This is a genomic window from Streptomyces smyrnaeus (assembly GCF_017676345.1).
Lineage (GTDB): Bacteria > Actinomycetota > Actinomycetes > Streptomycetales > Streptomycetaceae > Streptomyces > Streptomyces smyrnaeus.
Map to the genome: position 1 here is coordinate 1 of NZ_JAFFZM010000021.1, position 24,518 is coordinate 24,518.

At 72.9% G+C, this 24,518-nt stretch carries 13 protein-coding genes and 1 pseudogene; 8 read left to right on the forward strand and 6 right to left on the reverse strand.

Annotated elements, in window-relative coordinates; translation table 11 throughout:
* Positions 1–98: 98 nt before the first annotated feature.
* A complete protein-coding gene (locus JW613_RS28270; RefSeq protein WP_099882475.1) occupies positions 99–635 on the reverse strand; it encodes a MarR family winged helix-turn-helix transcriptional regulator in 537 nt (178 codons plus the stop codon).
* Between the two features lie 161 nt (positions 636–796).
* Between JW613_RS28270 and JW613_RS28275 the strand changes: the two genes are divergently transcribed.
* Positions 797–2,164 (forward strand): MFS transporter, encoded by a 1,368-nt coding sequence (locus JW613_RS28275; RefSeq protein WP_307866078.1) that lies wholly within the window; start codon positions 797–799, stop codon positions 2,162–2,164.
* An 80-nt stretch (positions 2,165–2,244) separates the two neighbouring features.
* Here JW613_RS28275 and JW613_RS28280 read toward each other — a convergent pair whose 3' ends face one another.
* A complete protein-coding gene (locus JW613_RS28280; RefSeq protein ID WP_209213721.1) occupies positions 2,245–4,392 on the reverse strand; it encodes a SpoIIE family protein phosphatase in 2,148 nt (715 codons plus the stop codon).
* Positions 4,393–4,522: 130 nt separating this feature from the next.
* A complete protein-coding gene (locus JW613_RS28285) occupies positions 4,523–6,112 on the reverse strand; it encodes an NAD(P)/FAD-dependent oxidoreductase (RefSeq protein ID WP_372448012.1) in 1,590 nt (529 codons plus the stop codon).
* 326 nt (positions 6,113–6,438) lie between these two features.
* Between JW613_RS28285 and JW613_RS28290 the strand changes: the two genes are divergently transcribed.
* Together JW613_RS28290 and JW613_RS37070 are read left to right on the forward strand one after the other, a co-directional pair.
* Positions 6,439–7,275: a TetR/AcrR family transcriptional regulator gene (locus tag JW613_RS28290; RefSeq protein WP_209213723.1), complete on the forward strand. Its 837-nt coding sequence runs from the start codon at positions 6,439–6,441 to the stop codon at positions 7,273–7,275.
* A gap of 172 nt (positions 7,276–7,447) precedes the next feature.
* Positions 7,448–9,196 carry a sigma-70 family RNA polymerase sigma factor gene (locus JW613_RS37070; RefSeq protein WP_443742845.1) on the forward strand — a complete coding sequence of 583 codons (1,749 nt, stop codon included), beginning with the start codon at positions 7,448–7,450 and terminating at the stop codon, positions 9,194–9,196.
* Between the two features lie 2,072 nt (positions 9,197–11,268).
* On the opposite strand, the pseudogene JW613_RS37075 reads toward JW613_RS37070, so the two are convergent.
* Positions 11,269–12,480 (reverse strand): annotated as a pseudogene (locus JW613_RS37075) (AfsR/SARP family transcriptional regulator); the annotation flags it as partial.
* A gap of 294 nt (positions 12,481–12,774) precedes the next feature.
* On the reverse strand, positions 12,775–15,255 hold the full coding sequence (locus tag JW613_RS28305; protein WP_245226431.1) for a macrolactam cyclase family protein: 2,481 nt from the start codon (positions 15,253–15,255) through the stop codon (positions 12,775–12,777).
* 1,340 nt (positions 15,256–16,595) lie between these two features.
* Between JW613_RS28305 and JW613_RS28310 the strand changes: the two genes are divergently transcribed.
* The 5 genes from JW613_RS28310 (at position 16,596) to JW613_RS28330 (ending at position 23,243) form a co-directional block, all read left to right on the forward strand.
* Positions 16,596–18,134, forward strand: coding sequence for an NsdA family TPR-like regulatory protein (locus JW613_RS28310; protein WP_209213725.1), 1,539 nt, complete (start codon positions 16,596–16,598; stop codon positions 18,132–18,134).
* A gap of 56 nt (positions 18,135–18,190) precedes the next feature.
* On the forward strand, positions 18,191–19,438 hold the full coding sequence (lhgD, locus tag JW613_RS28315) for an L-2-hydroxyglutarate dehydrogenase (RefSeq protein ID WP_209213726.1): 1,248 nt from the start codon (positions 18,191–18,193) through the stop codon (positions 19,436–19,438).
* Positions 19,439–19,885: 447 nt separating this feature from the next.
* The gene (gene trmB, locus JW613_RS28320; RefSeq protein ID WP_209213796.1) at positions 19,886–20,620 is read left to right on the forward strand and encodes a tRNA (guanosine(46)-N7)-methyltransferase TrmB; all 735 of its coding nucleotides are present in this window, start codon (positions 19,886–19,888) and stop codon (positions 20,618–20,620) included.
* An 816-nt stretch (positions 20,621–21,436) separates the two neighbouring features.
* Positions 21,437–22,723, forward strand: a complete 1,287-nt coding sequence (locus JW613_RS28325; RefSeq protein ID WP_209213727.1) for a PrsW family intramembrane metalloprotease — start codon at positions 21,437–21,439, stop codon at positions 22,721–22,723.
* 58 nt (positions 22,724–22,781) lie between these two features.
* Positions 22,782–23,243, forward strand: coding sequence for a very short patch repair endonuclease (locus JW613_RS28330; RefSeq protein ID WP_209213728.1), 462 nt, complete (start codon positions 22,782–22,784; stop codon positions 23,241–23,243).
* On the opposite strand, the gene JW613_RS28335 is transcribed toward JW613_RS28330, so the two are convergent.
* Positions 23,184–24,470 carry a DNA cytosine methyltransferase gene (locus tag JW613_RS28335; RefSeq protein WP_209213729.1) on the reverse strand — a complete coding sequence of 429 codons (1,287 nt, stop codon included), beginning with the start codon at positions 24,468–24,470 and terminating at the stop codon, positions 23,184–23,186. The genes JW613_RS28330 and JW613_RS28335 overlap by 60 nt on opposite strands.
* Positions 24,471–24,518 lie beyond the last annotated feature (48 nt).

Below are 24,518 nucleotides of genomic sequence, written 5' to 3' on the forward strand. Positions count from 1 at the left end.
AAACCGTGACCGGCTGCTGACAACTCGGTGAACCTTACGGATCACGTGTCGCGCTGTCAACCGGAGCCGAGCCGAACGCAACTGCGCCCGGCAGGGCGTCAGTCGAGGTCGGTGAGGCGCCCGCCGGCGTCCGGCTGGGCGTGTTCGACGCGGCGGAGGAGTCGGGTGAGGAGTTCGCCGAGTTGTACGCGTTCCTCGGTGGAGAGGTCCTGGAGGAGGTCCTCCTCGAAGACCGACGCCATACGCATGACCTCGAGCCACTTCTCGCGTCCGGTGTCGGTGAGGCCGATGATCACGCGGACCCGGTTGTCGGGGTCCCGTTCGCGGGTGACCAGGTCCTGGGTGAGCATCCGGTCGATGCGGTGGGTCATCGCCGCGGGGGTGAGGCCGAGCCGCTTGGCGATGGTGCCGGGCCAGAGCTGGTAGGGACTGCCCGCCATGACGAGCTCCTTGAGGACCTCCCACTCCGGACTGCTGAGGCCGAGCGTTCCGAGCTGGCGGCCGTAGGCCACGTTCATCCGGCGGTCCAGCCTGCTCAGGGCGTTGACCACCTTCTCCACCTGCGGGTCGAGGTCGCGGTACTCCCGCTGGTAGATGGCGATCTGCTCGTCGAGCGTCGGTTGTCGGTCCGGCATGTGTGCAGTATCGCACGGCAACTCATTCGCTCTAAACGCTTGCCCTGTGTACTCTTTAGCATCGAACTTTAGCTTCGAAGTCTTCGTCCCTGTACTCATGGGACCTCGTACCTGTACCCCTTTTCCCTTCTCGACCTAGGTAGGTGAGTGTGACCACGGCTGTGTCCACGGCGACGGCCGCCGCGCTGCGACGGATCCAGCTCGGCAACGCGCTGGCAGCTTTCGGCAACGGCTTCACGGTGCCGTTCCTCTTCGTGTACGTCGCGCGGGTGCGGGAGCTCGGTGACGGCACCGCGGGTGCGGTGCTCGCCGCGTTCGCGGCCGCCGCGCTGCTCGTGCTGCCCTTCACGGGGCGCGTGATCGACCGGAGCGGACCGCTGGTGATGGTTGTCGTCGGTGCGGCCTCCGCCGCGCTCGGCGCGCTGGGCTTCGGGCTGTCGTCGAGCGCGCCCGCCGTGCTGGTCGCGTCCGCCGTGATGGGCGCCGGCATCGCCGTACTGCAGCCGGCGCTCGCGACGATGATCGTCTGGTGCTCGTCGCAGGGGTCGCGGTCACGCGCCTTCGCCACCCAGTTCTTCCTCAACAACCTCGGCCTTGGGGTCGGTGGGCTGCTGGGCGGGATGCTCGTCGACGAGCACGACCCGGCCAGTTTCACCCTGCTGTTCGTCATCGAGGCGACGATGTTCCTGGTGCTGCTCGCCGTACTGATGACGGTGCGGGTGGCGCGTCCGGTGGCGACGGTCGACAACGAGGGCACCGGGACGGAGGGCGCTGCGCGTGGCTCCGGGTGGGGTGTGCTGCTGCGGGATCGGCCGATGGTGCTGCTGTGCGTCCTGGGCTTCGTGATCTTCTTCGCCTGCTACGGGCAGTTCGAGTCGGGGCTGTCCGCTTACGCCGTGGAGGTCACCCGGATCTCGACCTCCACGCTGGGGATCGCGCTCGCCGCCAACACGGCGATAATCGTGCTGGCGCAGTTCGTGGTGCTGCGACTCGTCGAGCGCCGGCGCCGCAGCCGGGTCGTCGCCCTGGTGGGCCTGATCTGGACCGTCGCATGGGTGGCCGCAGGGGCTTCCGGGCTCGTGCACGGAGCGCAGGCGGTGGCCACCGCGCTGCTCATCGGTACATACGCGCTGTTCGGCGTCGGCGAGACGATGCTGTCGCCGACGGTGGCGCCCCTGGTCGCCGACCTGGCCCCGGCCCGGCTGGTGGGCCAGTACAACTCCGCTTTCGCGCTGGTGAAGCAGTTGGCACTGGCCGTGGGGCCCGCCGTGGGCGGTGCGCTCGCCGCGACCGGTGCCTGGTCGGCGTACATCGTGCTGCTGGTGGTGTGCTGCCTGGGCGTGTCCGGGCTGGCGCTGCTGCTCGGTCGGCGGCTGTCCGAGCGCGAGGACCGGCCCGGGTCGGTCATCGTGGCCCGCGGAGAGGCGTCCCGCCCGGTCGAGGGACAGCGGATCGAGGGACAGCACGTCGCAGAACCGGGCACCGAGGAGCAGCGCGTAGCGGAACCGCGCGTCGACGCGGTGCGGTAGCGCGCATCGGTAGCGCGCTTCCGTAGCGCGGGAAGCGCTCGCAGTACGTGCCCCCTGCCGGGCAGCAGCCGGAAAGCCGGCTACCTGCCCGGCAGGGCGAACTCGCACCAGACGGACTTGCCGCCGCCCTGGGTGCGACGGCTCCCCCACGCCGAGGCGATCGTGGCGATGATCGAGATACCGCGTCCGGCTTCGTCGGCCGGTTCGGCCCGGCAGCGGCGGGGGAGGTGTTCGTCGCCGTCGGTCACCTCGATGATCAGACGCCGGTCGGTACGGCGCAGCAGCAGCCGCATGGGCGGGGTGCCGTGCTGGAGGGAGTTGGCGACCAGTTCGCTGGCGGCCAGCACCCCCAGGTCGCGGAGTTCGGTGGGGAAGCGCCAGGAGGCCAGGACGCCCGAGGCGAAGGCACGGGCGCGCGGGGCAGCTTCGGTGCCGCCGAGCAGGTCGAGCGCCGCGTTGTGGAACAGCTCGGCGTCGGGACCCGTGCGGACCGGGTGCTGGAAGACGAGGAGTGCCACGTCGTCGTCGTGGTCCTCGCTGATGCCCAGGGCGCGCAGCAGCCGGTCGCAGATGATGTCCGGGGAGCCGGTGGCGCCGGCGAAGGCGCCTTCCAGCGCTGCCACGCCCTCGTCGATGTCGGCGTCCCGACGTTCGATCAGACCGTCGGTGTAGAGGACGGCGGTGGAGCCCTCGGGCAGCGGCAGGCTGCCCGAGGTGTGCAGCCAGCCGCCGGTGCCCAGTGGCGGGCCGGTGTGCTCGGAGGCGCGGTGGACGGTGCCGTCGGCGTCGCGTACGAGGATGGGCACGTGCCCGGCGGAGGCGTAGCGGAGGCAGCCCTCGTTGGGGTCGTGGACGGCGTAGACGCAGGTGGCGATCTGGGAGGCGTCGATCTCGGCGGCGAGGCCGTCGAGCAGTTGCAGGACCTCGTGCGGAGGCAGGTCGAGTCGGGCATAGGCGCGTACTGCCGTGCGCAGCTGGCCCATGACGGCGGCGGCGCGCACGCCGCGCCCCATCACGTCGCCGATGACGAGTGCCGTGCGGCCCGCCCCGAGGGTGATGACGTCGTACCAGTCGCCACCGACGGCCGCGTCCGTGCCGCCCGGTTGGTAGGTGGCTGCGACCCGCAGGTCGTCGGGCTGTTCCAACTCCTGGGGCAGCAGACTGCGCTGGAGGGTGACGGCGGCCTCCCGCTGGCGGCGCTCGCTGGCGCGCAGCCGTTCCACCGCCTGCACCTGGTCGGTGACGTCGGCGGCGAAGATCAGCACGCCGCTGTCACCCGATGTGGTGATGGGGGTGCAGGTGAAGGTGTAGTAGCCCGGACGTCGCCTGTTGCCCGGCGCGCCCTGCTGCGGGGACACCCGGCGGGACTTGACCGTGCGGGGCCGCCCGCTGCGCCGCACCTGGTCCATCAGCGGGAGCAGGCCCAGCTCCACCAGCTCGGGCAGCGCCTCCCGGGCCGCAGCGCCGGTGGGGCGGGGGCCGAAGACGTGGCTGTAGGCCTCATTGACGAAGGCGATGCGGTGCTCGGGGCCGTGCACGACGGCCACCAGTGCGGGGACCTGCCCGAGCAGGGCGCGTACGGGGAGCGCGTCGATGGCACGTCTGCGCTTCCACGCCGCTCGTTCGGGTTCGGTTCCGGACGCTGAAGCGTGCTGGGCGTACTGCGGGTCCGCCTCGGGGGCGGTTTCCGGGTCGGTTTCGGGAACGTCCCCAAAAGCGGCCCCGGGGTGGGTCTCGGGGTCGGTCTCGGCGGGCGGGCGGTTGCGTGCGGCGGGGACGGTGGGAGTCTCCGTGTCCTCGGGACCCTCAAGGCCCTCGGGACCGGCAGGGCGCTTTCGAGCGTCCTGGTGACGCGCGTGCGTCGACCGCCCGGACGCCGACTGCGTGGACCGGCCGGGGGCCGTTGCCTGGTCGGGGACCGTGGGGTCGGCGACTGCGGGGTCGGCGGTTGCCGGGCAGGCTGTCCCGGCCGCTTGTTCGCCGCTGTCGCTGCCGTTCCCGTCGCCGCTGTCGCTGTCGATGCCGGAGTCGTTGCCGGCGCCCGCGTCACCGTTCCCGGCGTCGTTGGCCGTGTCGTCGGCGTCGTCGGCGTCGCCGCCCTTGCCGACCTCGTCCGTGCCGCTGCCGGAGGTCCCGGTCGACTGCGCTCGCGCCTTTATCGCGGCCTGGGCGGCAGCGGTGCGCCGCTGTGTGCCGGGCAGTCGGGCGCTCCAGCGCGTGAAGTTCACGTCGTCCGATTCCTTGTGTGGTTCGCTGTGTTCGCTCGGGTTGCTCGGGCCGCTTCGGGGTCACGCTTCGCAGACGCGGGCCCACCCATGGTCACATGTCCAGTGTGGCCCACCGCGCCGGTGGAACCCCTCAGTTCTTGTCGGGGCGCCGTACGGTGCCCGCCGCGAGTTCGAACTCGGCACGGGGGTGCTCCAGCGAGCCGAGAGAGACGATCTCTCTCTTGAACAGGCCGGAGAGCACCCATTCCGCCAGCACGCGTGCCTTCCGGTTGAAGGTCGGCACCCGGCTGAGGTGATAGGCGCGGTGCATGAACCAGGCAGGGTATCCCTTGAGTTTCCGTCCGTACACGTGCGCGACGCCTTTGTGCAGTCCGAGGGAGGCGACGGACCCCGCGTAGGAGTGGCGGTAGGGGGTGGGTTCCCGGCCTTCGCACACCGCTGCGAGGTTGTCGGCGAGGCGGCGTGCCTGGCGGACGGCGTGCTGCGCGTTGGGAGCGCACAGCGGCCGTTCCGCGCCGTCCGCCGGCGCCGCGCCCCGGGCCCGGTCCTGGGCCGGTTCCGCGACCCGTTCCGCGGCCGGTTCCGCCGCGAGGTCGGGGACCGCCGCGGCGTCCCCCGCCGACCAGGCGTGTGCGGTCCCCTGGACGCGCAGTGTGGGCTCGCATCGGAGCTTGCCGCGCGCGGTGACGGGCAACCCGGTGCGGGCGAGCAAGGGGTGGGGCTTGACCCCGGCCGTCCACACCAGGGTGCGGGACGGGTGCCGGGAGCCGTCGCTGAGGACGGCGACCCTGTTCTCGCACGAGTCGAGGCGCGTTTGCAGGCGTACGTCGATGTTGCGGGCCCGCAGCTCGCGCAGCGCGTAGCCGCCCATCTCGGCGCCGACCTCCGGCAGGATCCGGTCGCTGGCCTCCACCAACAGGAAGCGCAGGTCGTCCGCGGAGATGTTGTGGTAGTAGCGGCAGGCGTAGCGCGCCATGTCCTCCAGTTCGGCCAGCGCTTCGACGCCCGCGTAGCCGCCGCCGACGAAGACGAAGGTCAGGGCCGCGTCGCGGAGGGCGGGGTCCCGGGTGGAGGAGGCGATGTCGAGCTGTTCGAGCACATGGTTGCGGAGCCCGATGGCCTCCTCGACCGTCTTGAAGCCGATGCCGTGCTCGGCCAGGCCGGGGACGGGGAGGGTGCGCGAGACGGAGCCCGGTGCCAGCACCAGTTCGGTATAGGGCAGTTCCAGGGTCTGCGGCTCGGGCCGCTCTCCGGGGGCCGCGTGTGCCGCGCGGGCCGCGTCGGACTCGGCCGTGGCGAGGGTCGAGATGTGCGCGACACGGCGGTCGTGGTCGATGGTGCGGGCCTCGCCCACGATGACCTGGCAGTGCGGCAGCACCCGGCGCAGGGGGACGACGACATGCCTTGGGGAGATCGACCCGGCGGCGGCCTCGGGCAGGAACGGCTGGTAGGTCATGTAGGGGTCGGGGTCCAGGATGGTGATGGCGACCCCGTCGGCGGACTCCAGTGACGTGGCTACGGGCGCGTCCGGCCCACCGAGGGCGTCCGGCGCGTCCGGGGCGGGGGCTCCGTCGGCGCCGACGGCCTGTCGGAGCCGCTGCTTGAGTCTGCGCTGGAGGCGCAGCGCTGTGTACATGCCGACGTAGCCGCCGCCGACGATGAGGATGCGCGCGGGTTTCGCAGGTTCCTTCGTGGCCTTCGTCACCTGACCATGACGCACCCTCGGCCCCTCGTTTGTCCACAGGACACGTCAATCATGTGACCGGGCCGCGCCGGGCGCACGTTGTACCACCGGCTTCGTACGGGATGTGGTCCGTGCAGGTCACCGCCGGAGTGCGGGGGGCACGCGGGGCGTGCGGGCAAGGTACGGCCGGTACGGGGGCGCCGAGGAGGACGGGCCGTGCCCGAACGCCCTCTTCTCTCTCGGGGTGGGCTCAACTATGTTCGTATCCCAGCGGGTACGGCCTATGGACCAGTGCGCCGTATTCCGACCCCGCGGACGCGGGGGTCTCCGGGGGGAGACATGGATTTACCGGGGGAACAACGATGCACATTCAGGGTATTCACGGCTCTCGTGCCGGAGCGGCGCCGACCGCTGTCTCCGCCGTTCCGGAGGGCCAGACCACCGCGCACGCCGCCGCGGCCGCAACCGCGACCGCGGCGGCCCGGCGCACGACACCGCTGAGAGTGGACGCACAGCGGAATCTCGAACATGTACTGCGCGCCGCGCGCGAGGTCTTCGGCGAGCTGGGTTACGGAGCGCCGATGGAGGACGTCGCCCGCCGGGCGCGGGTGGGGGTCGGGACGGTCTACCGCCGCTTCCCGAGCAAGGACGTACTGGTCAGGCGGATAGCCGAGGAAGAGACGGCGCGGCTGACCGAGCAGGCCAGGGCCGCGCTGGGCCAGGAGGAGGAGCCCTGGTCGGCGCTCTCCCGCTTTCTGCGCACCTCCGTCGCCTCGGGGGCCGGACGGCTGCTGCCGCCGCGGATACTCCGGGCGGAGACCCGTGCCGACAGTGCGCTGCGGGTGCCGCCGCAGCGCACCTCCGTACAGGGCGGATACGTCGAGGCGCCGACGTACACCGAGGGCTCGCAGCCGGACCTGCGGCTGGTGGAGCGCCCCGCCCCGCTGAGCGAGTCCGGTGCCGCGTACGACGGACTGGACGACGACCCGGGAGCGGCGGAACTGCTCGAGGTCGTCGGGCAGTTGGTCGCACGGGCGCGGGAGGCGGGCGAGCTGCGCCCGGATGTGACGGTGGGCGATGTGCTGCTGGTGATAGCGACCGCCGCCCCCTCGCTGCCGGACGCGGCACAGCAGGCTGCGGCCTCCACCCGGCTGCTGGACATCCTGCTGGAGGGGTTGCGCTCCCGCAGCGTGCGCTGACGTCGGCTCCTCCCGCGAGGTCGCGGCTTCCCCGTAAAGGGCCTCTTCATTCGGAGAGCCGTGCGAGAAGACCCGAACGGGTGGTTGGTCTGCTTGTCGGGTTCCTGTCCGCGGGTGCTGTGCCACGCTGACGCGATGGTCAGCACGCAGGGCGGGTACGGAAGTCGCGGCTATGGGTGGTGACAAGGAGCGGGAGCCCGGTAAGCCCTGCCCGGGTTCCTCCCGGGGGGCGTCCGGACACCCCGTCCCGCGTCAGGTGCCCGAGCAGCGCAGGCGGCAGGGCACCTCACCGGGACGCGACGGGCACGCCCGGCACGGCGTCTCCGACATGGAGTTGCTCTCCCGGATGCGGGAGGGCGACGACGCGGCGTACGAGGAGCTGTACCGGCGGCACGCCGAGCCGGTGCGCCGCTATGCCCGCACGTGCTGTCGGGACGCGGACACGGCGGAGGATCTGACCGGCGAGGTCTTCGCGCGCACCTTGCAGGCCGTACGCGGCGGCAAGGGCCCCGAGGCCTCGGCGCGGGCCTATCTGCTCGCCTCCGTACGGCATGTGGCGGCGGACTGGGCGCGCACCCGGCGGCGGGAGCGGCTGGTGGACGACTTCGCGGCCTTCGCGCAGTCGGCGGCTGCCGCCTCCGCGAGCAGACACGAGGAGACCCTCGACCTGGGCGCCGAGGTGCGGGCGATGCGGGAGGCCGAGGAGAGGCTGGTCGTCCGGGCGTTCCGGAGCCTGTCCGAGTACGACCGGATGCTGCTGTGGCACACCGCGGTGGAGGGCGTTCCGCCGCAGGAGGTGGCGCCGCTGCTGGGAAAGTCGCGCGGCGCCACCGCGACGGCGGCGCACCGGGCGCGGGAGAATCTCAAGCAGGCGTACCTCCAGGCACATGTGAACCGGGCGCTGACGGAGGGCGGTGAGTGCGCCCGCTACGCCGACCGGCTCGGCGCCTACGCGCGCGGCGGGCTGCGGATGCGGGCCGAGCGGGGGCTGGCCCGGCATCTTGAGGAGTGCCCGGCGTGCCGGCAGGCGGCGTCGGAGGTCAAGGACCTCAACGAGCACATCAGGCTGCTGGTCCCGGTGGCCCTGGTGGGCTGGTTCGGGACGGCGAGCGGCGCGAAGGCGTTCGCTGCACTGCTGGGTGGCGGTGCGACGACGGCGGCCGCGGGAGGCGCGGGCGCGGGAGGTGCTGCTGCCGGCGGCGCGGGAGGTGCTGCCGGAAGCGGCGGTGCGGGTGCGGGAGCGAGCGGGGCGGGTGCGGGCGGTGCGGCCTCGGAAGGGCTCGGCGCCCCCGCGAAGGCCGGTATCGGGCTGGGCGTGGCCGCGGCAGCCGGTGCGGTGCTCGCCTACGCGCTGACCGGGGGCGACGGCGAACCCCCGAAGAAGCCGCAAGCACGGCACCCCGCCCCGCCCGCCGCGCCCGGACAGCCGCCGAAGAAGGCCGATCCGGCGCCCCGTCCCGAGCCGCAGCCCGAAGGGCCGCAAGCCGAGGAGCCGCAGCCCGAACCGCCCGCACCCGAACCGGCGCCGCCGCAGGCCGCGCCGCGCCCCGCACCCAAGCCGACGGCGGACCCGACGCCGGACCCGGCGGCCGAGCCACCGGCGCCTCCGGAACCGCCGCGGCGTCCCGAGCCGGAGGTGCCGCCGCCCCCGCGCCAGCGTCCCGAGCCGCCGCCCCCACCGGCCGAGCACCACCTGATCGAGGTCACGCGCGACACCGTCACGCTCAGCGCGGGCGACGGGGAACGCCAGGTGCGGCTGGTGGTGGAGCGTCACCCCTCGCCGGATGGTGCGCTGCCCTCGGTGGACACGCTGCCCTCGCTGGAGATGTCGGCGGTGGGCCGGTCGCACAGCTCGTCCAGCCGTTCCACGGCCGCTGCGCCGGTGAGCGGCGGGCACCCGTCCGCGCCGCTGCCGGAGTAGGCGCGGATCGTGCCGTCGAGCCGGAGTTCCGGAACGCTCGCGGGCAGGTCGCCCCGCAGCCGCTGGGCCGCGTCGGCGAACTGGACGGCCAGCGCGTGGCGACCGTCCAGGTGCAGGATGTAGCCGGCGGTCAGCAGGGCCTGGCCGATGAGGTTCTCGGGGATGCCGACCTCCAGCCCGGTACGGATGGCGGTGCGGATCTTCCGGATGGCCTCGGGCAGCAGCTCGGCCCCTTCACAGGCGGTGATACGGGCGTCCAGCACGCACATCATGACCTCGAACATCGCGGGCGGCGTGCCGATGGACGCGTGTTTGCGGGCCTGGGTGTGCAGCTGGCGGGCCCGTTCGATGTCGTCGGCCTCGGTCGCCGCGACGGCGCGGACGAAGACGGCGATGGTCAGTGCGTCCTTGATGCCCAGCCGTTCGGCGTCCTCGATGGCGCGCTGGGCGAGCTGGTCGGCCTGCTCGGTGTCGCCGCGCCGGAACCAGATGTCGGCGATGCGTGCGAGCAGCAGCGGCATCTCGGTGAGGGCACCGAGCTGCTGGGCGTGGCGCAGGGCGACCTCGCACTCGGCGCGGGCGTCGTCGTAGCGGCCCTCCTGGAGGGCGACTTCCGCGCGCAGTCCGCACATCTGGCTCAGCAGCCAGCGGTCGCCCGTGCTCTCCGCCAGGGCGCTGATCTCCGGGAGGTCGTCCTTGGTGGCGGGCACTCCGCCGGGCAGGTCCATCTGCACATGGGCGCGGAAGAGCAGGGCGACCGCCAGGTCCCACGGTTCGCTGTGGCGTCGGCAGTTGGCGACGGAAATCTCCATCAGGGCCGCCACGCCCTTGCTTCCTTCGATCAGGTAGCCGGTGAACGGCCAGAGCATCCCGGGGAAGCGGGCAGCGACCGGGCCCGGTTCGCGGAAGGTCGCGACGACCTCTTCGGCTACGGCCTGGTGGCGCGGGTCGCTGAGGAATTCCTGGGTGTGGTGTTCGGCCAGCAGGAAGTAGTGGAGCAGTTGGAACTCCCGGAAGAGCACTTCCTCGTCCTCGTCGCGCTCGTCCCTTCCGGCGGGAAGCATCGACAAGGCCGCCTCGACCCAGTGCGCACCCTCGTCACGGTAGTTGCGCAGCCACCAGAACCATCCTGTGCCGCGGACGAGGGAGACGACCGAACGGCGGTCGCCGTTGCGCAGCGAGCGGTGCAGCGCCGCACGGATGTTGTCCAGGTCGGCCTCGACCCGGGGCAGCCAGGAGAGCTGTTCGGCGGAGCGGAGGCGGGGTTCCGCCGCGCTGGAGAAGCGGAGGATCTGGGCGGTGTGCCGCTCCTCGGCCGCCTGGCGGTCGTCGGGGTGTTCGGCGGCGCGCTCGCGGGCGTAGTCGTGGATCGTCTCCAGCATGCGGTAGCGCACGCCGGTACCGGAGAGGGCGGGCGGTTGGTCGGCGACGAGGATGGACTTGTCCACGAGGGCCGAGAGCAGGTCCAGGACATCGTCTGGGTGCAGGCGTCCCTGTTCCGGGCGGGTGTCCGGCGTCGCCGGCCCTTCCGCGTCCTGGGGTGCTCCGTCCGCGCACACGTGTTCGGCGGCCGAGAGGGTGCAGCCGCCCGCGAAGACGGACAGCCGCCGTACGACGGTGCGTTCGCGCTCGTCCAGCAGGTCCCAGGACCAGTCGACGACGGCCCGCAGGGTCTGCTGCCGGGGCAGTACGGTACGGCTGCCGCTGGTCAGCAACCGGAAGCGGTCGTCGAGACGGTCGGCGATCTGGCGCGGGGTGAGCGAGCGCAGCCGGGCCGCGGCCAGTTCGATCGCGAGGGGCAGTCCGTCGAGACGGCGGCAGATCTCCGCCACGGCCTCCGGGTCCTCGCTCGTACGGAACCCCGGGCGGGCCGCGGCGGCCCGGTCGGCGAACAGGCGGTGCGCGGACGCGGGCGGCAGCGGTTCGACCGGGCGCACCCTCTCGCCCGGCACGCCGAGACGTTCACGGCTGGTGGCCAGCACGGTGAGGCCGGGGCAGTGCGCCAGCAGCGTCTCGGCGAGGGTGGCTGCTGCGTGGACCACGTGCTCGCAGTTGTCGAGCACCAGCAGCAGGCGGCGCTGCTCCAGGTGTTCGACCAGCAGTGCCGTTGCGTCTCCCTCGCCACCCAGCGGGCGGGTGCCCTCGGTGGCGGCCGTGGACAGTGCGGTCACCCGCCGTCCGAGGGCGCTGAGCACGGCACCGGGAACGGCGGCGGGGTGGTCGAGCGGTGCGAGCTCCACCAGCCAGGTGCCGTCCGGATAGGGCGCCGCCTCGGCGCATGCCGCTGTCGCGGCGACCTGTTCGGCCAGCCGGGTCTTGCCCGAGCCGCCCGGGCCGATCAGCGTGACCAGCCGGGAGGCACCGAGGTCGGCGCCGATGGCGGCGATGTCGGGCTCCCGTCCGACGAAGCTGGTCAGCCGGGCGCGGAGGTTGCCGAGCGGTGTCCGGGCGGCGGGGTCGGCACGCCGGTGCTCGGCGGCCCCCGGTGAGGCGTGCTCCCCCTGGTGACGGGCGGACATGGCGCGGGTGCCCTCGGAGTCGACCGGCGCGGCACCGGCGCCTGTCGCCGACGCGCCCGTCATCGAGGCGCCCGCCGGTGGCGACGCGCCCGCCGTTGAGGCATCCGGGCCGCGGGCCGTCGGGCCCGACGCGGGAGCCGCGGAGCCCGCCCCGGGTGCCGCCGGGCGGGGAGCCGGTGAGGTGGCGGCGCCGCCCGGGGTGCCGGCGGCCAGCAGTTCGGTGTGCAGCGCGCGCAGTTCGGGCCCCGGGTCGGCACCCAGCCGGGCGGCTATGCCCCGGCGTACGGACTCGTAGGCGGCCAGCGCCTCGGCCGTACGACCGCTCTCGTGCAGGGCACGCAGATACAGCGTCTGCAACGGCTCGTCGAGCGGATGTTCGGGCGCCAGCTCGCGCAGCTCGGGCAGCACCCGCGTTGCCCGGCCCAGCGCGAGGTCGGCGGCGAGGCGGCGCTGGAGGGCCGTGTGCCGCAGCGCCTCGGCGCGGGCCGCGACGGTGGCTCGATGGGGAAGGTCGGCGAGCGCGGGACCGCGCCACAGCGCGAGGCCCTCACGGAGCACGGCGGAGGCCCGTTCGGCGTCGCCGGCCTCCAGGGCGCGCTCCCCCTCGACGGCCAGGTGTTCGAAGCGGATCAGATCGATCTCGTCGCGCTTCGGGTCGACCCGCAGCCGGTAGCCGCCGGGCAGCGACTCGACGGCGTCCTTGCCGAGAGCCCGGCGCAGCCTGCCCACCAGCGCCTGCAGCGCGGCCGGGGCGTTCTCGGGCATGGTGGCGGGCTCCGCGTCCCCCCACACCTCGTCGATCAGCGTCTCCGGGGAGGCGGGCGCACGGCTGTGGGTGTGCAGCGCGAGGGCGGCGAGCAGCGCACGCAGCCGCTGCCCGCCCAGTGGGAGAGGCCGTCCGGCCTCGTCGCGGGCCTCGCTCGCCCCCAGGATCAGATACCGCACCCGCCCATTGTCCCTGTAGGCGCCCACACAGCCGCGTGCTTTTTTCCATGGGGCTCCGCCCGGTGTGCTCCCTGGCAGGGCCCGAACCGGCCGACGGCGGCGGGGCTCGCCGGGTCACCCCGGGGTCGGCGGGAGGATCCGTTCGTAGCGGGCGTCGGGGTGGACGCCCGCCGCCGCGGCACGGTGACGGGGCGCGGCGGCACCGGTCCAGCAGGTGCCGCGCCGGGCCAGCAGGCGGCTGAGCCACAGCTCCATGGAGACCAGGTCGGCGATGCCCTCCACGGGCAGCTGGTCGCCGCGGGCCACCCGCTGGATCGCCTGGCGTACGACGCGGGCCTCCACCAGGCCGGCCTCGGCCAGCAGCGGCGCCCGGAACAGTTCCAGCAGCTGCTCGGCGGCCAGCCGTACACCCGTGCGGAGGGCGGCGTGGTGGGTGGCGTGGGTGGGTGCGCCCCAGCCGGGAGGGACGTCGTGCACACCTGCACCCGCGAGTGCCGCGCGCAGTATGGAGGCGCGCGCCCCCGGGCGTACGCGCAGCGCTTCGGGCAGCTCCCTGGCCGCACGGACAACCTGGTTGTCGAAGTACGGGGAGTGCAGCCGCTGGTTGCGGATCTCCACCGCCTGTTCGAGTACCCGGTGGTCGGCTGCGGCGCGGGCGAGCGCGGCCCGGGCCCGCCGTTCGCCGGGCCGCTCGACGGACGGCCGGGACTGTGCGGCGGCCTCCAGCCGCAGCGAGACCTCCGCCAGCGCCTCCCCCGTCAGCCAGCGCGCGGCAGGCCCGGGGCGGCACCAGGTGAGCGCGGCGACGGAGGCGTCCACCGCGCTCTCGCCGCCTTCCGGGTACGCCGCGAAGGCGGCAGCGGTGAACGAACTGTCGCGCAGCTGCGCCGCCGTCTCCACCACCCCGTCCCGGTAGGGCGTACGGGCGAGCCTGCGCGCGGCCCGGTAGATGGTGACGGGCACCCGCAGCGACCGGCCCGCGACCTGGCCCTGCGCCTGTCCCTCGGCACGGGCCAACGCGGCGACGGGCCGCACCAGATGGCGGCGCCGCCGATCCAGCAGCAGATCGGCGAGGCGGGCCGGGTGCGCGTCGATGACCTGGCGGGCGCCCGCGCCGAGGAAGTGGTCGGCGCTGCCCGCACCGAGGCGGTGCCGATGGCGTTCGGCGGTCACCAGGGAGGGTCCCGGTTCGTCGGTCAGTGGACCGTTGGCCAGGTCCGCGTAGGGCAGGGTCTCTTCGCCGCCGGTGACCACCACATGGCGCAGCCGCGGGTTGTCCGCGATGGTGTGCGCCCGCTCCAACTCGGCGAGGTGGCTGTCGGCGCCCGCGGTGCCGTTCGGATCGGCGCCGCCGCCCGGGTGCGCGGCGCCGCCCAGGGTGAGGTCGTTGAAGGTGACGGCCAGCAGCCGCTCGCCGGCGCCGGCCGCGCCGGAACCGAAGACGGTGCCCGGCGTACCCGGCAGCCCGGCGGCGAGCAGCGCGAGGGTGCCCGAGGCGGGCCCGCCGGACAGGTCGGCGCCGACACCGGGTGCCGGACCACCGCGCGCCCGCTGCCGGTCGGCGGGGCCCATGCCGGGCACCGGGCCCGGATCGCGTACGGCGCCCACGTCGATGTCGTGTTCGGCCGCGTGCCGGGGGGCGGTGAGCCGGGCCCGTACGGCTTCCACGAGCGCGTCCCGTACACCGGCGACCGCGGCCTCCGGGGCGACGGGCGGGGCGCCGACCACGAGCGAGGCGGACGACTCGTAACTGGTGACCTCCCGGCTGCCGCCGTCCCGCACGATGAGCGCGTGCCCCGGCGGCACCCGCCGCACCCCGCGGTAGGGGGTGCCCTCGCCCAGCGCTTCCGGGGCCTCCGGGCAGGCCAGCAGAGCGGCCAGGTGGCCGAAGTCGAGCTCGGCCTCGACGAGGTCGGCGAGCGGCAGCGCGGCCGTCGCATAGGCGGTGCCGCCTGCCCAGGGGACGTGGAAGACGGGCCGGGCGCCCGCCAGGTCCGCGGCGATGGTGATGCGGCGGCCCACGCAGGCGACGGCGGTGTAGCTGCCGGGCCATGCGGTCAGGTGGCGAAACGCTCCTCCGCGCGCGGCGATCAGTCCGAGGCGCAGCTCTTCGTCGGTGGCGCCGCAGCAGCCGAACACCGCCAGCCGGTCGCCGGGCCGGGCCTCGACGACGCGGATCTCGTCGGGCCGCCAGTCGCCGACGGCCCACAGCGGATCGGGGCCGCCCCACAACACCTGGGCGCCGACGGGCTGGAGGACACCCTCACCTCCGTCGGGGATGTGCGCGGTGTGCGGCGCGTGCCCGTAGGGACCGTACGAGTCGTACGGGTCGTAGGGGTCGGAGCGGTCCAACGGGTCGTACGGGTCGGAGGAGCCGTACCGACCGTGCGCGTCGTACGGATCACGAGAGCCGTACCGATCATGGGAGCCGTACGCGTCGCCGGAGCTGCGGCCGGCGTGGTGGCCGGTACGGGAATCGGCGTGCGGGTCGGGGTAACCGGCTGCCCTGCGGCCCCCGTTGGCGGTGGAGCGGGCGGACCCGCGACGGCCGGCGGGCGCTGCCGCAGCGCTGCTCCACCCCACCAACCAACGCATCGCCGCCTGCCTTCGCGTCACTCCGCGGCTGTCTGCCGCACCCCGCGCGGGCGCCCGGGGCGGCGGGTGTCTGCCGCCCGGAAACCGCTGCCGTTGCGGCTATGGTGCCACGAGAGTGGCGCACGAGAGGCGTGTAAGGGGCGCATACCTGAGCGCAGTACGCCGCTCCTCTTCCGCCGCACAGCGCCCCCGAGGAGCCCGCGCGTTGCCGGAACGGCAGCGGCATATACCACTGGCGTCCGCATCCGGCACCGCACACGCGACCGATGTCATTCGGCCAAATATGAGCGGTCCCCACCGCGCCGTGACAGCCGTCTTGACCGCTCGCCACGCAACGGCGAACGGGCGGCGTACCGAAGGCAACCGGGGTGAGCGCGACGGAAGGACACGATCCGCACGGGACGTGTACGCGGGGCGCGCAACCCCGTCGCATGCGCGGGGCACGGAAGCAGGGAAGGGGGCACACGGCAAGCGGCGTTCCGGTCGTGCCGCGTCGGCGCAGCGCCCGGCCGACCGGCCGGAGCAGCGCCCCCGGACGACGGGCACGCGGCCCGGACGGCCGAGACGCTCAAGAGCGAGCAGCGCGGCCCAGGGCGGAACAGCACGGCACAACACGACGCACGGCATGTCCGCCGGGGCGCGGCGGAAGAGATCGCAGAGCGGCCGGGAGGCAGCGTCGCCCGGCGGGGAGCGCGCTCGAAAACCCGCTCCCCGCCCGCCGTGTTACCCACGGAAATCCCACGTCCGCGCGTATGCGGCGCGGAGGTCCTGGCGGCTGCGGCGCGGTGCCGCGCCCGTTCCGCCACGGTTCCGTGGCCGGGGATTCCGCACGGCCTCCCCGGCGAGGCACCCACCCCTCGGGCCTCGTTCCGTCCCCGTACCGTTGCCGGGCCGGGAGGGGCGTTGCGCACCTCCCGGCCCGGACCGCCGCCCGCGGGGAATGAGGCGGCGGTGTCCCCCAGCCCACTGACCATGTACAGCGGGCCGACCCACGCGACTCCCATCGAACCTCTCCCTCCTTCGTGTCCGGCAGGCGCATGACGAGGCGCACGGCCACACACCCGGGGCACGGCGACCGGCGCCGACGAAGCCGTGCGTCCCACGGACGGCGCGCACGATTCCGGCCGGTCCGAGCGGGGCAGTATGGGGGTGGCACGTGACCCCCGCACGTACACGCGTACGGACATAGATCTCGCCATCCGGCATGACGCCTCTTAACGGTCGGGATCCGGCGAACTACGCTGTGTTCGCAGTGCTTTCCGCGCCGCGCAGTGCGCAGTGACGGGAGGGGGCCCCGCGCCGCAGCCGCGGGGCGGTCGTCGGTGTGGTCAGGGGTGCGCATGTCCAGGGAGTCACGCGGGCCGAATGAGAAACTCGGCACCGTCCTCGCCCTCGCAGGGATCAGCAACGCCGGACTCGCCCGACGGGTCAACGATCTGGGGGCCCAACGCGGCCTCACTCTTCGGTACGACAAGACGTCGGTGGCCCGCTGGGTTTCGAAGGGGATGGTGCCGCAAGGTGCGGCACCCCACCTCATCGCGGCTGCCATCGGCAGCAAGCTCGGCCGTCCGGTGCCGTTGCACGAGATCGGTCTCGCGGACGCCGATCCGACCCCCGAGGTCGGGCTGGCCTTCCCGCGCGACGTCGGAGCCGCCGTCAAGTCGGCCACCGACCTCTACCGTCTCGACCTCGCCGGGCGGCGCGGCGGCGGCAGCATCTGGCAGTCCCTCGCCGGCTCGTTCGCCGTGAGCGCGTACGCCACCCCGGCGTCGCGCTGGCTCATAACCCCGGCCGACAGCTCGGTCGCCCGCCACGTCGAATATCTGGAGGGAGCCCACCCGTCCGGCGACGGGGCCAGAGCGGACTCCCCCGCCGACGGGGGGCTCCTGGCGGTCGCCGAAGGGCGGCTGCGCGAGGGCCGGGACGGGCGGGACGGCGACGCGGAAGGGGGCGGCACCCCGCTGCGCGTCGGGCACACCGATGTCTCCAAGCTGCGCGAGGCGGCGGACGAGGCGCGCCGCTGGGACTCCAAGTACGGCGGCGGGGACTGGCGTTCGTCCATGGTCCCCGAGTGCCTGCGGGTGGACGCCGCGCCGCTGCTGCTCGGCGCCTACACCGACGAGGTGGGCCGCTCCCTGTTCGGCGCGACGGCCGAACTGACCCGGCTCGCCGGCTGGATGGCGTTCGACACCGGGCAGCAGGAGGCCGCGCAGCGGTACTACATCCAGGCGCTGCGGCTCGCCCGGGCCGCCGCCGACGTGCCGCTGGGTGGCTATGTCCTCGCCTCCATGTCGCTCCAGGCGACCTACCGGGGCTTCGCGGACGAGGGCGTGGACCTGGCGCAGGCCGCGCTGGAGCGCAACCGCGGACTGGCCACCGCGCGGACGATGAGCTTCTTCCAGCTCGTCGAGGCCCGCGCGCACGCCAAGGCGAACGACGCACAGGCGTGCGCCGCCGCCCTGTCGGCGGCCGAGAGCTGGCTGGAGCGCTCCCGGGACGGCGACGCGGATCCCTCCTGGCTCGACTTCTACTCCTACGACCGGCTCGCCGCCGACGCCGCGGAGTGCTACCGCGATCTCAAGGCGCCCCGCCAGGTGCGCCGGTTCACCGAGAAGGCGCTCTCCCAGCCGAAGGAGGAGTTCGTCCGCTCGCACGGGCTGCGGCTCGTCGTCTCGGCGGTCGCCGAGCTGGAGTCGGGCAACCTGGATGCCGCCTGCGCCGCCGGGGTACGCGCCGTGGAGGTCGCCGGCCGGATCTCCTCGGCACGCACCACGGAGTACGTCCGCGATCTGCTGCACCGCCTGGAGCCGTACGGGGACGAGCCCCGCGTCGCCGAGCTGCGCGAGCGGGCGCGACCGCTGCTGATGACCCCGGCGTGAGGGGGTCCGACGGGTGAGCCGGGGAGGCACGTGAGCCGGGAAGGCGGAGGCAGTTCATGATGGGGGGCGTGTCCTCGACGTCCGGAAGACTCGACTGCGACGTGCTCGTGATCGGCGCGGGCATCGTCGGCCTGTCCACCGCCCATGCCCTCACCCGCCGGGCGCCCGGCACCCGGGTCACCGTCCTGGAGAAGGAGCCCGGCCCCGCGCGGCACCAGACCGGGCGGAACAGCGGCGTGATCCACAGCGGCATCTACTATCCGCCCGGCTCCCTCAAGGCTCGGTTCGCGCTCGAAGGCGCGGCGGAGATGGTGAAGTTCTGCGCGGAGTACGGCATTCCGCATCAGGTGACCGGCAAGTTGATCGTCGCCACCGAACACCGGGAACTGCCCCGGCTGCACGCTTTGATCCAACGCGGCAGACAGCACGGCATCCCCGTACGGGAGCTGGGGCCGGTCCAGATCGCCGAGCACGAACCGCATGTACGCGGCCTCGCGGCCATCCATGTGGGCACGACGGGCGTGTGCGACTTCGCCGCCGTCACCGCCCAGCTCGCCCGGCTGGCGCGGGACGCGGGCACCGAGACCCGGTACGGCGCCGCCGGCCAGGTCACCGCGATCGACCGCCGCCCGGGCCGCGGGGTCGCCGTCCGTACAGCCGACGGTGCGGTGGTGCGGACGCGCGCCCTGGTCAACTGCGCCGGGCTGCACTGCGACAGCATCGCCCGACTCGCCGGAGACGCCCCGCAGGCCCGTATCCTCCCGTTCCGCGGCGAATACTCCGAACTGGCACCCGAGCGGGAACATCTGGTGCGCGGACTCGTCTACCCGGTACCCGACCCGGCGTTCCCCTTCCTGGGCGTCCACCTGACGCGCGGCGTGCACGGCGGCGTACACGTCGGCCCGAACGCCGTCCCGGCACTGGCCCGCGAGGGATACGCGTGGCCGACCGTACGCCCCGCCGAACTGGCCGGGCTCCTCACCCACCCCGGCACCTGGCGGATGGCCCGCCGCCACTGGCGGTACGGAGCCGGCGAGGTACGGCGCTCGCTCTCCCGCCCGGCGTTCACCGCCGCCGTGCAGCGCCTGCTGCCCGAGGTGACGGCAGCCGATCTGCGCCCCGCACCCGCCGGCGTACGCGCCCAGGCCGTCCTGCGGGACGGGACGCTCGTCGACGACTTCCTCCTCGCCGAGGGCCCCCACACCGTCCACGTCCTCAACGCACCGTCCCCGGCGGCCACCGCCTCGCTGCCCATCGGACGGGAGATCGCCCGCCGGGTGGCCGGAGCACTGGGCGACGGCTGACCACGGGCTCGGGGTCGGCGCCCGCGGGCGGGCCTCGTTCCGTTCTCGGGCACGCCTACGGTGGGCGGGGACCCACGGTGGGTGCCTACGGTGGGCGGGTGCTTACGGTGGGCGGGTGCCTACGGTGGGCGGGTGCCTACGGTGGCTGTCGGAGCCTCGCGCCTCCGCCTCGCCACCTCCCCGTAAAATTGAGACACCGTGTCCGACAGCAAGAACCTCCCCCAGCCCGACGACCCCGCCGTCCCGCACGCCCGCGCCCACGCCCACGCCGACGGCCGGGTGCACCCGGCCCCTCAGCCCGACCAGGACCGTGCTCCGGTCGACCCGGCAGGCTCCCGAGACGAACCGAAGGACGCTGATGATGACGGCTCCAAGGACGTTCACGACGGTCCGCGGCAGGCCGACGACGGCTCGGCCGGGTCCGGTGGCGGACGGGCACCACGGGTGATGGCGCGCATGTTCCCACCAGGTGCCGGGCCCTCCCCCGACCCGGCAGGTTCCCACCACGAACGCCGTATCCGCAGCTTCCAGCCCCGCCGCAGCCGGGTGACCAAGGGGCAGCGCACGGCGCTGGAGCGGCTGTGGCCCCAATGGGGGTTCGACGTGGACGGGCTGCACAAGCTCGACCTCGGTGAGCTCTTCGGCGACCCGGAGCTGCCCGTCGTGCTGGAGATCGGCTTCGGAATGGGCGAGGCCACGGCCCGGATGGCGGCTGCCGACCCGGCCACCGGCGTACTCGCCGTGGACGTCCACACCCCCGGCCAGGGCAACCTGCTGCGCCTCGCCGACGAGCAGGGCCTCAGCAACGTACGGGTGGGCAACGGCGACGCGATCATCCTGCTGCGGGAGATGCTGGCCCCCGACTCGCTCTCCGGACTGCGGATCTACTTCCCCGACCCGTGGCCGAAGGCCCGCCACCACAAGCGGCGCCTGATCCAGCCCGAGTTCCTCGACCTCGCCGCCGGACCGCTGCGGTCCGGCGCGCTCGTGCACTGCGCGACGGACTGGGAGAACTACGCGGAGCAGATGCTCGAAGTACTCAGTGCCCATCCCGAGTACGAGAACACCCAGGCGGACGGCGGTTTCGCGCCCCGGCCCGAGAACCGCCCGCTCACCCGCTTCGAGGGGCAGGGGCTGGACAAGGGCCACAAGGTCCGCGACCTGCTCTTCCGACGCCGCTGAGCGCCGCACGCGGTACGCCGCGGCGGTGACACCCGCCCGGCCCCGGCACCGGTGGCTGAGGCGTTACGGCCGCCGGGCACCGGTTGTGGCGCTGCCGCAGCGGCCGTCACCCACACTGGTTACTGTCAATGGGTGCATGACGAGGCAAACGGCGCCCCCGGCGCGCCGCCGAACCCGAGGACGCCCGGGCCTTCCGACGGCCCCGCGTCCGTCCCGCCCGCACCTCCTGGCCGGCCGGAGAGCCCCCAGGACCGGGTACCGGAGACGGAGCGGGGTGGATCGCGGCCCGAGGACGGCACGCAGTCGGCACAGCCGGAGCCTGCCTGGACGCCCCCGCCGATGCCCGCGACCACGCACGACCCGGCACCGGCGAACCCCTATGCGCCCGCGGACCCGTACGCACCCGCGGAGTCGTACGCACCCACGGATCCGTACGCGCCGACGCCGCAGAGCCCCCCTGGCACGAACCCGTACGGCACCTCTCCGTACGGCGCGCCTCCGCACGGCCCGGCCCCGTACGGCCCGGCCCCGCACAGCACAACCCCACACGGCGGCCCTGCCCCGTACAGCGCGACGCCTCCGGCCGTACCCGCGGCGACCCCGCAGCCCCCCGCACCCGGTGGGCCGAAGCCCGCTGCGGGCGAGGGCGCCGGCGCGATGGGCGCCCCCCGGGCGGCCGGCACCGTTCCCCCGGCAGGCCCCCACTACCCGGAGGTGGCCGCGCCACCGGGCCAGGGCCAGGGCGCGCCACCGAACCCGTACCCGTACCCCGCAGCCCACTCACCTTCCTCGCCCCACCCGTCGTCCACGGACAACATGCGCACCACCCCCACGGGCGCCGGCGGAGCCGGGCAGGAGGGTCCCGCGCACACCATGCAGACGCACCCGGTGCCGTCCTGGTGGCAGCGCAATCAGCGTCCCCTCCGCGCCACAGCAGTCATCGTGCTGCTCGGGCTGTGCGGACTGATGATCCTGGCGCTGGTCCGCGAACAGACGGGGACGCAGGGCCTGCTGGTCGGATTCGGCCTGGCGCTCTTCCCGGTACCGCTGCTGCTGGCGGCCTTCCGCTGGCTGAACGCGCCGCAGCCCGCGCCGTGGCGCAACCACCTCTTCGCCTTCGCCTGGGGCGCCTGCGCCGCGACACTGGTGGCCATCCTCGCCAACGGCTTCGCCACCGACTGGCTGGCATCCTCAGTCGTCGTCGACTCACCGCACCAGGCGGACACGCTGGGCGCCACCGTCATAGCCCCCATCGTCGAGGAGACGACCAAGGCAGGGGCCATCCTGCTGCTCTTCCTCTTCCGCCGCCACCACCTCGACAGCGTCGTCTCCGGCATCGCCGCGGCCGGCATCACCGCCGCCGGTTTCGCCTTCACGGAGAACATCCTCTACCTCGGCACCGCGTACGGGGAGGACACGATGCTGGACCCCGAGAGCCTCTCCAGCTCCGCGACGGCCGGCACCTTCCTCATCCGCATCATCTTCGCGCCCTTCGCGCACCCGCTGTTCACGGCGATGACGGGCATCGCCTTCGGCATGATCGCCGCCCTGCCGCGACGACGGCGTGCCCTGCGCTGGATACTGCCGCTGCTGGGCTGGTTCACGGCGGTGCTGCTGCACGCGATATGGAACGGCTCCGCGTCCTTCGCCAACTACACGTTCCTCGCCGTGTACGGCCTCTTCATGATCCCCGTCTTCGGCGCGCTGACCTGGCTGGCCATCTGGTCCCGGCTGCACGAGCTGCGCGTCGTACGCGACACCCTGCCCGCCTACGCCGCCGCCGGCTGGTTCAGCGAGCCGGAACCCTGGTCCCTCTCCTCCATGCGGGCCCGCTCCATGGCCCGCGCCATGGCCCGCCGCAGCCACGGCCCCGAGGCGGCCCGCACCGTCACCGCCTACCAGCACGACGCCACCGCCCTGGCCCAGCTCCGCTCCCGCGCCGACAACGGCGCCACCGCCCCCGACTTCGCCGCCCGGGAGCACGAACTCCTCCAACGCCTCTGGACCAACCGCCCCCTGGCCGGCCCCCCCACCACCAGCGCCGCCCTCGCCCTGAGCCGCCCGACCATCCCAATGTGGGCGCCGTACCCGCCACCGCGCTGAGGCACATAACTGCTCGGCTCCGGCCTCCCTGACCCAGCCGGTTGTTTAGGCTCTCTCTGTGTCCTCTTCCGAAGTCGTCAAGACTGAATCGCTCCCCGAGGGATCGTGGGCGTCCTCCGCAGCGCGTCGGCGGAACATGCAGGCAATCAAGAGTCGCGACACCACTCCCGAGCGAAGGATCCGGCAACTCGTGCACGCACGGGGCGCCCGGTACCGCGTCAGCGCGCGTCCGCTGCCCGACCTCCGGCGCACCGCAGACCTGGTCTTTCGTTCAGCGAAGATCGCGGTCTTCATTGACGGGTGCTACTGGCATGGCTGCGCCGAGCATTACGTGCCGCCGAAAACCAACTCGGGGTACTGGTCAGACAAGGTAGCGCGCAATATCGCACGCGACCGCGACACTGATCAGAAGCTCAGAGAGGCTGGCTGGCTCGTGCTCCGGTTCTGGGAGCACGAGGAGTCAGACGCTTGCGCTGAAAAAATCATCACTGCGGTAAGAAACAGGCGTCGTAACAAGTGAGGCAGAGATTTCATCCACTTCCTCAACGAGCTCTGTCTGCATAAATTCTGGCTCGCCTCGCCGCACGCTGCAGTAATCGACCTCAAGCTCCGAGAGAAGCTGATCCTTCAACTCGGGACGCAGGACCGATGCAATGGCCAGTCCCAGCGCCTTGGCAACTGGCGGAGGGAAAGCATTTCCAACCTGGCGATACTTCGCCGTCTTTCCACCGGAAAATTTCCAATGGGCAGGGAAACTTTGCACGCTGGCGGCCTGTCGCACGGTCAGCATCGGCCCCTCTGGCCGCAGAAAATCCCGGTCTAGATCTTTCACCTCTTCTGGCTCGTTCGCCACTCCCATCGCGTTCACTCCGAAGCTCAGCCAGCTCTTCTTGGCGCGATTGGGGCCGAGGTCCGCGCCGCCATGCTTCTTCGAGCCACCGACCAGCGTAGGTGCGATGCGCACGCTCTCCCGCGCTCGCTTCTCCCACCTCTCGTACGCCGCTTTGATTTCGGCACCACGGGCTGGGAATTTCTGCACGAGAAGATCCCGCCGTCTGACCATTTCTGGCTGGAGCGCCTCGAATAGATCAGCCCGCTGCCCCGCAACACCAATTGGCCAAGGAAACTTCTCGGTTCCCACCATGACATCGTTGCGAATGGCAATGAGAACGGACCTTGGGCGAAGCTGCGGAACCCCATAGTCACGAGCTTCCAGCAATCGCCACCCACAGACGGCGTACCCTTTTTCTGACAGCTCGTGCGTGATTTCTGAACGGTACGTGTCAAACTTCTCGTGCAGAATCCCGCGCACATTCTCGATGAGGACAGCGCGAGGCATCAACGCCCCAACGAGCTTCAGCATGGCGGGAAACAAGTCCCGCTCATCGTCCCGGCCAAGCCCATGCCCGGCGACGGAAAACGGCGGGCACGGCACTCCCCCAGCCAGAAGGTCCAGTTCGCCCTCTTCAAGGGGGCGACCGCCCTTCTGTCCCTTCGGGGCGGGGAGCGCTGTCATCTTCCGGCCCGCATCGAAGTCCTTCAGGTCCCCTTGAAGAACCTCACAACCTTCCCACTCATCGTCATTGCCGACATTCTCAGCGAGGGTGGCGCATGCGTACTGATCGATCTCGAGGAGAGCCAGGTGCCGGAAGCCCGCTCGATGCAGCCCGATCGCCTGTCCGCCTGCCCCGGCGCAGATCTCTACCGAGGTCAGCGGCTCCTGCGCACCGCGATCGCTCGCACTCATCGGCGTGGTTCCTTCCAGCGTGACTCACAGCAACTGCACCAAGTTTCG

Excerpts from the sequence above, each read along its gene's own strand:
- trmB (WP_209213796.1), top strand. The coding sequence starts at position 19,886 with ATGGCGCGCATGTTCCCACCAGGTGCCGGGCCCTCCCCCGACCCGGCA.
- JW613_RS28305 (WP_245226431.1), bottom strand. The coding sequence starts at position 15,255 with ATGCGTTGGTTGGTGGGGTGGAGCAGCGCTGCGGCAGCGCCCGCCGGC.
- JW613_RS28325 (WP_209213727.1), top strand. The coding sequence starts at position 21,437 with ATGCGCACCACCCCCACGGGCGCCGGCGGAGCCGGGCAGGAGGGTCCC.
- JW613_RS28270 (WP_099882475.1), bottom strand. The coding sequence starts at position 635 with ATGCCGGACCGACAACCGACGCTCGACGAGCAGATCGCCATCTACCAG.
- JW613_RS37070 (WP_443742845.1), top strand. The coding sequence starts at position 7,448 with ATGGGTGGTGACAAGGAGCGGGAGCCCGGTAAGCCCTGCCCGGGTTCC.
- lhgD (WP_209213726.1), top strand. The coding sequence starts at position 18,191 with ATGATGGGGGGCGTGTCCTCGACGTCCGGAAGACTCGACTGCGACGTG.
- JW613_RS28310 (WP_209213725.1), top strand. The coding sequence starts at position 16,596 with ATGTCCAGGGAGTCACGCGGGCCGAATGAGAAACTCGGCACCGTCCTC.
- JW613_RS28335 (WP_209213729.1), bottom strand. The coding sequence starts at position 24,470 with ATGAGTGCGAGCGATCGCGGTGCGCAGGAGCCGCTGACCTCGGTAGAG.
- JW613_RS28290 (WP_209213723.1), top strand. The coding sequence starts at position 6,439 with ATGCACATTCAGGGTATTCACGGCTCTCGTGCCGGAGCGGCGCCGACC.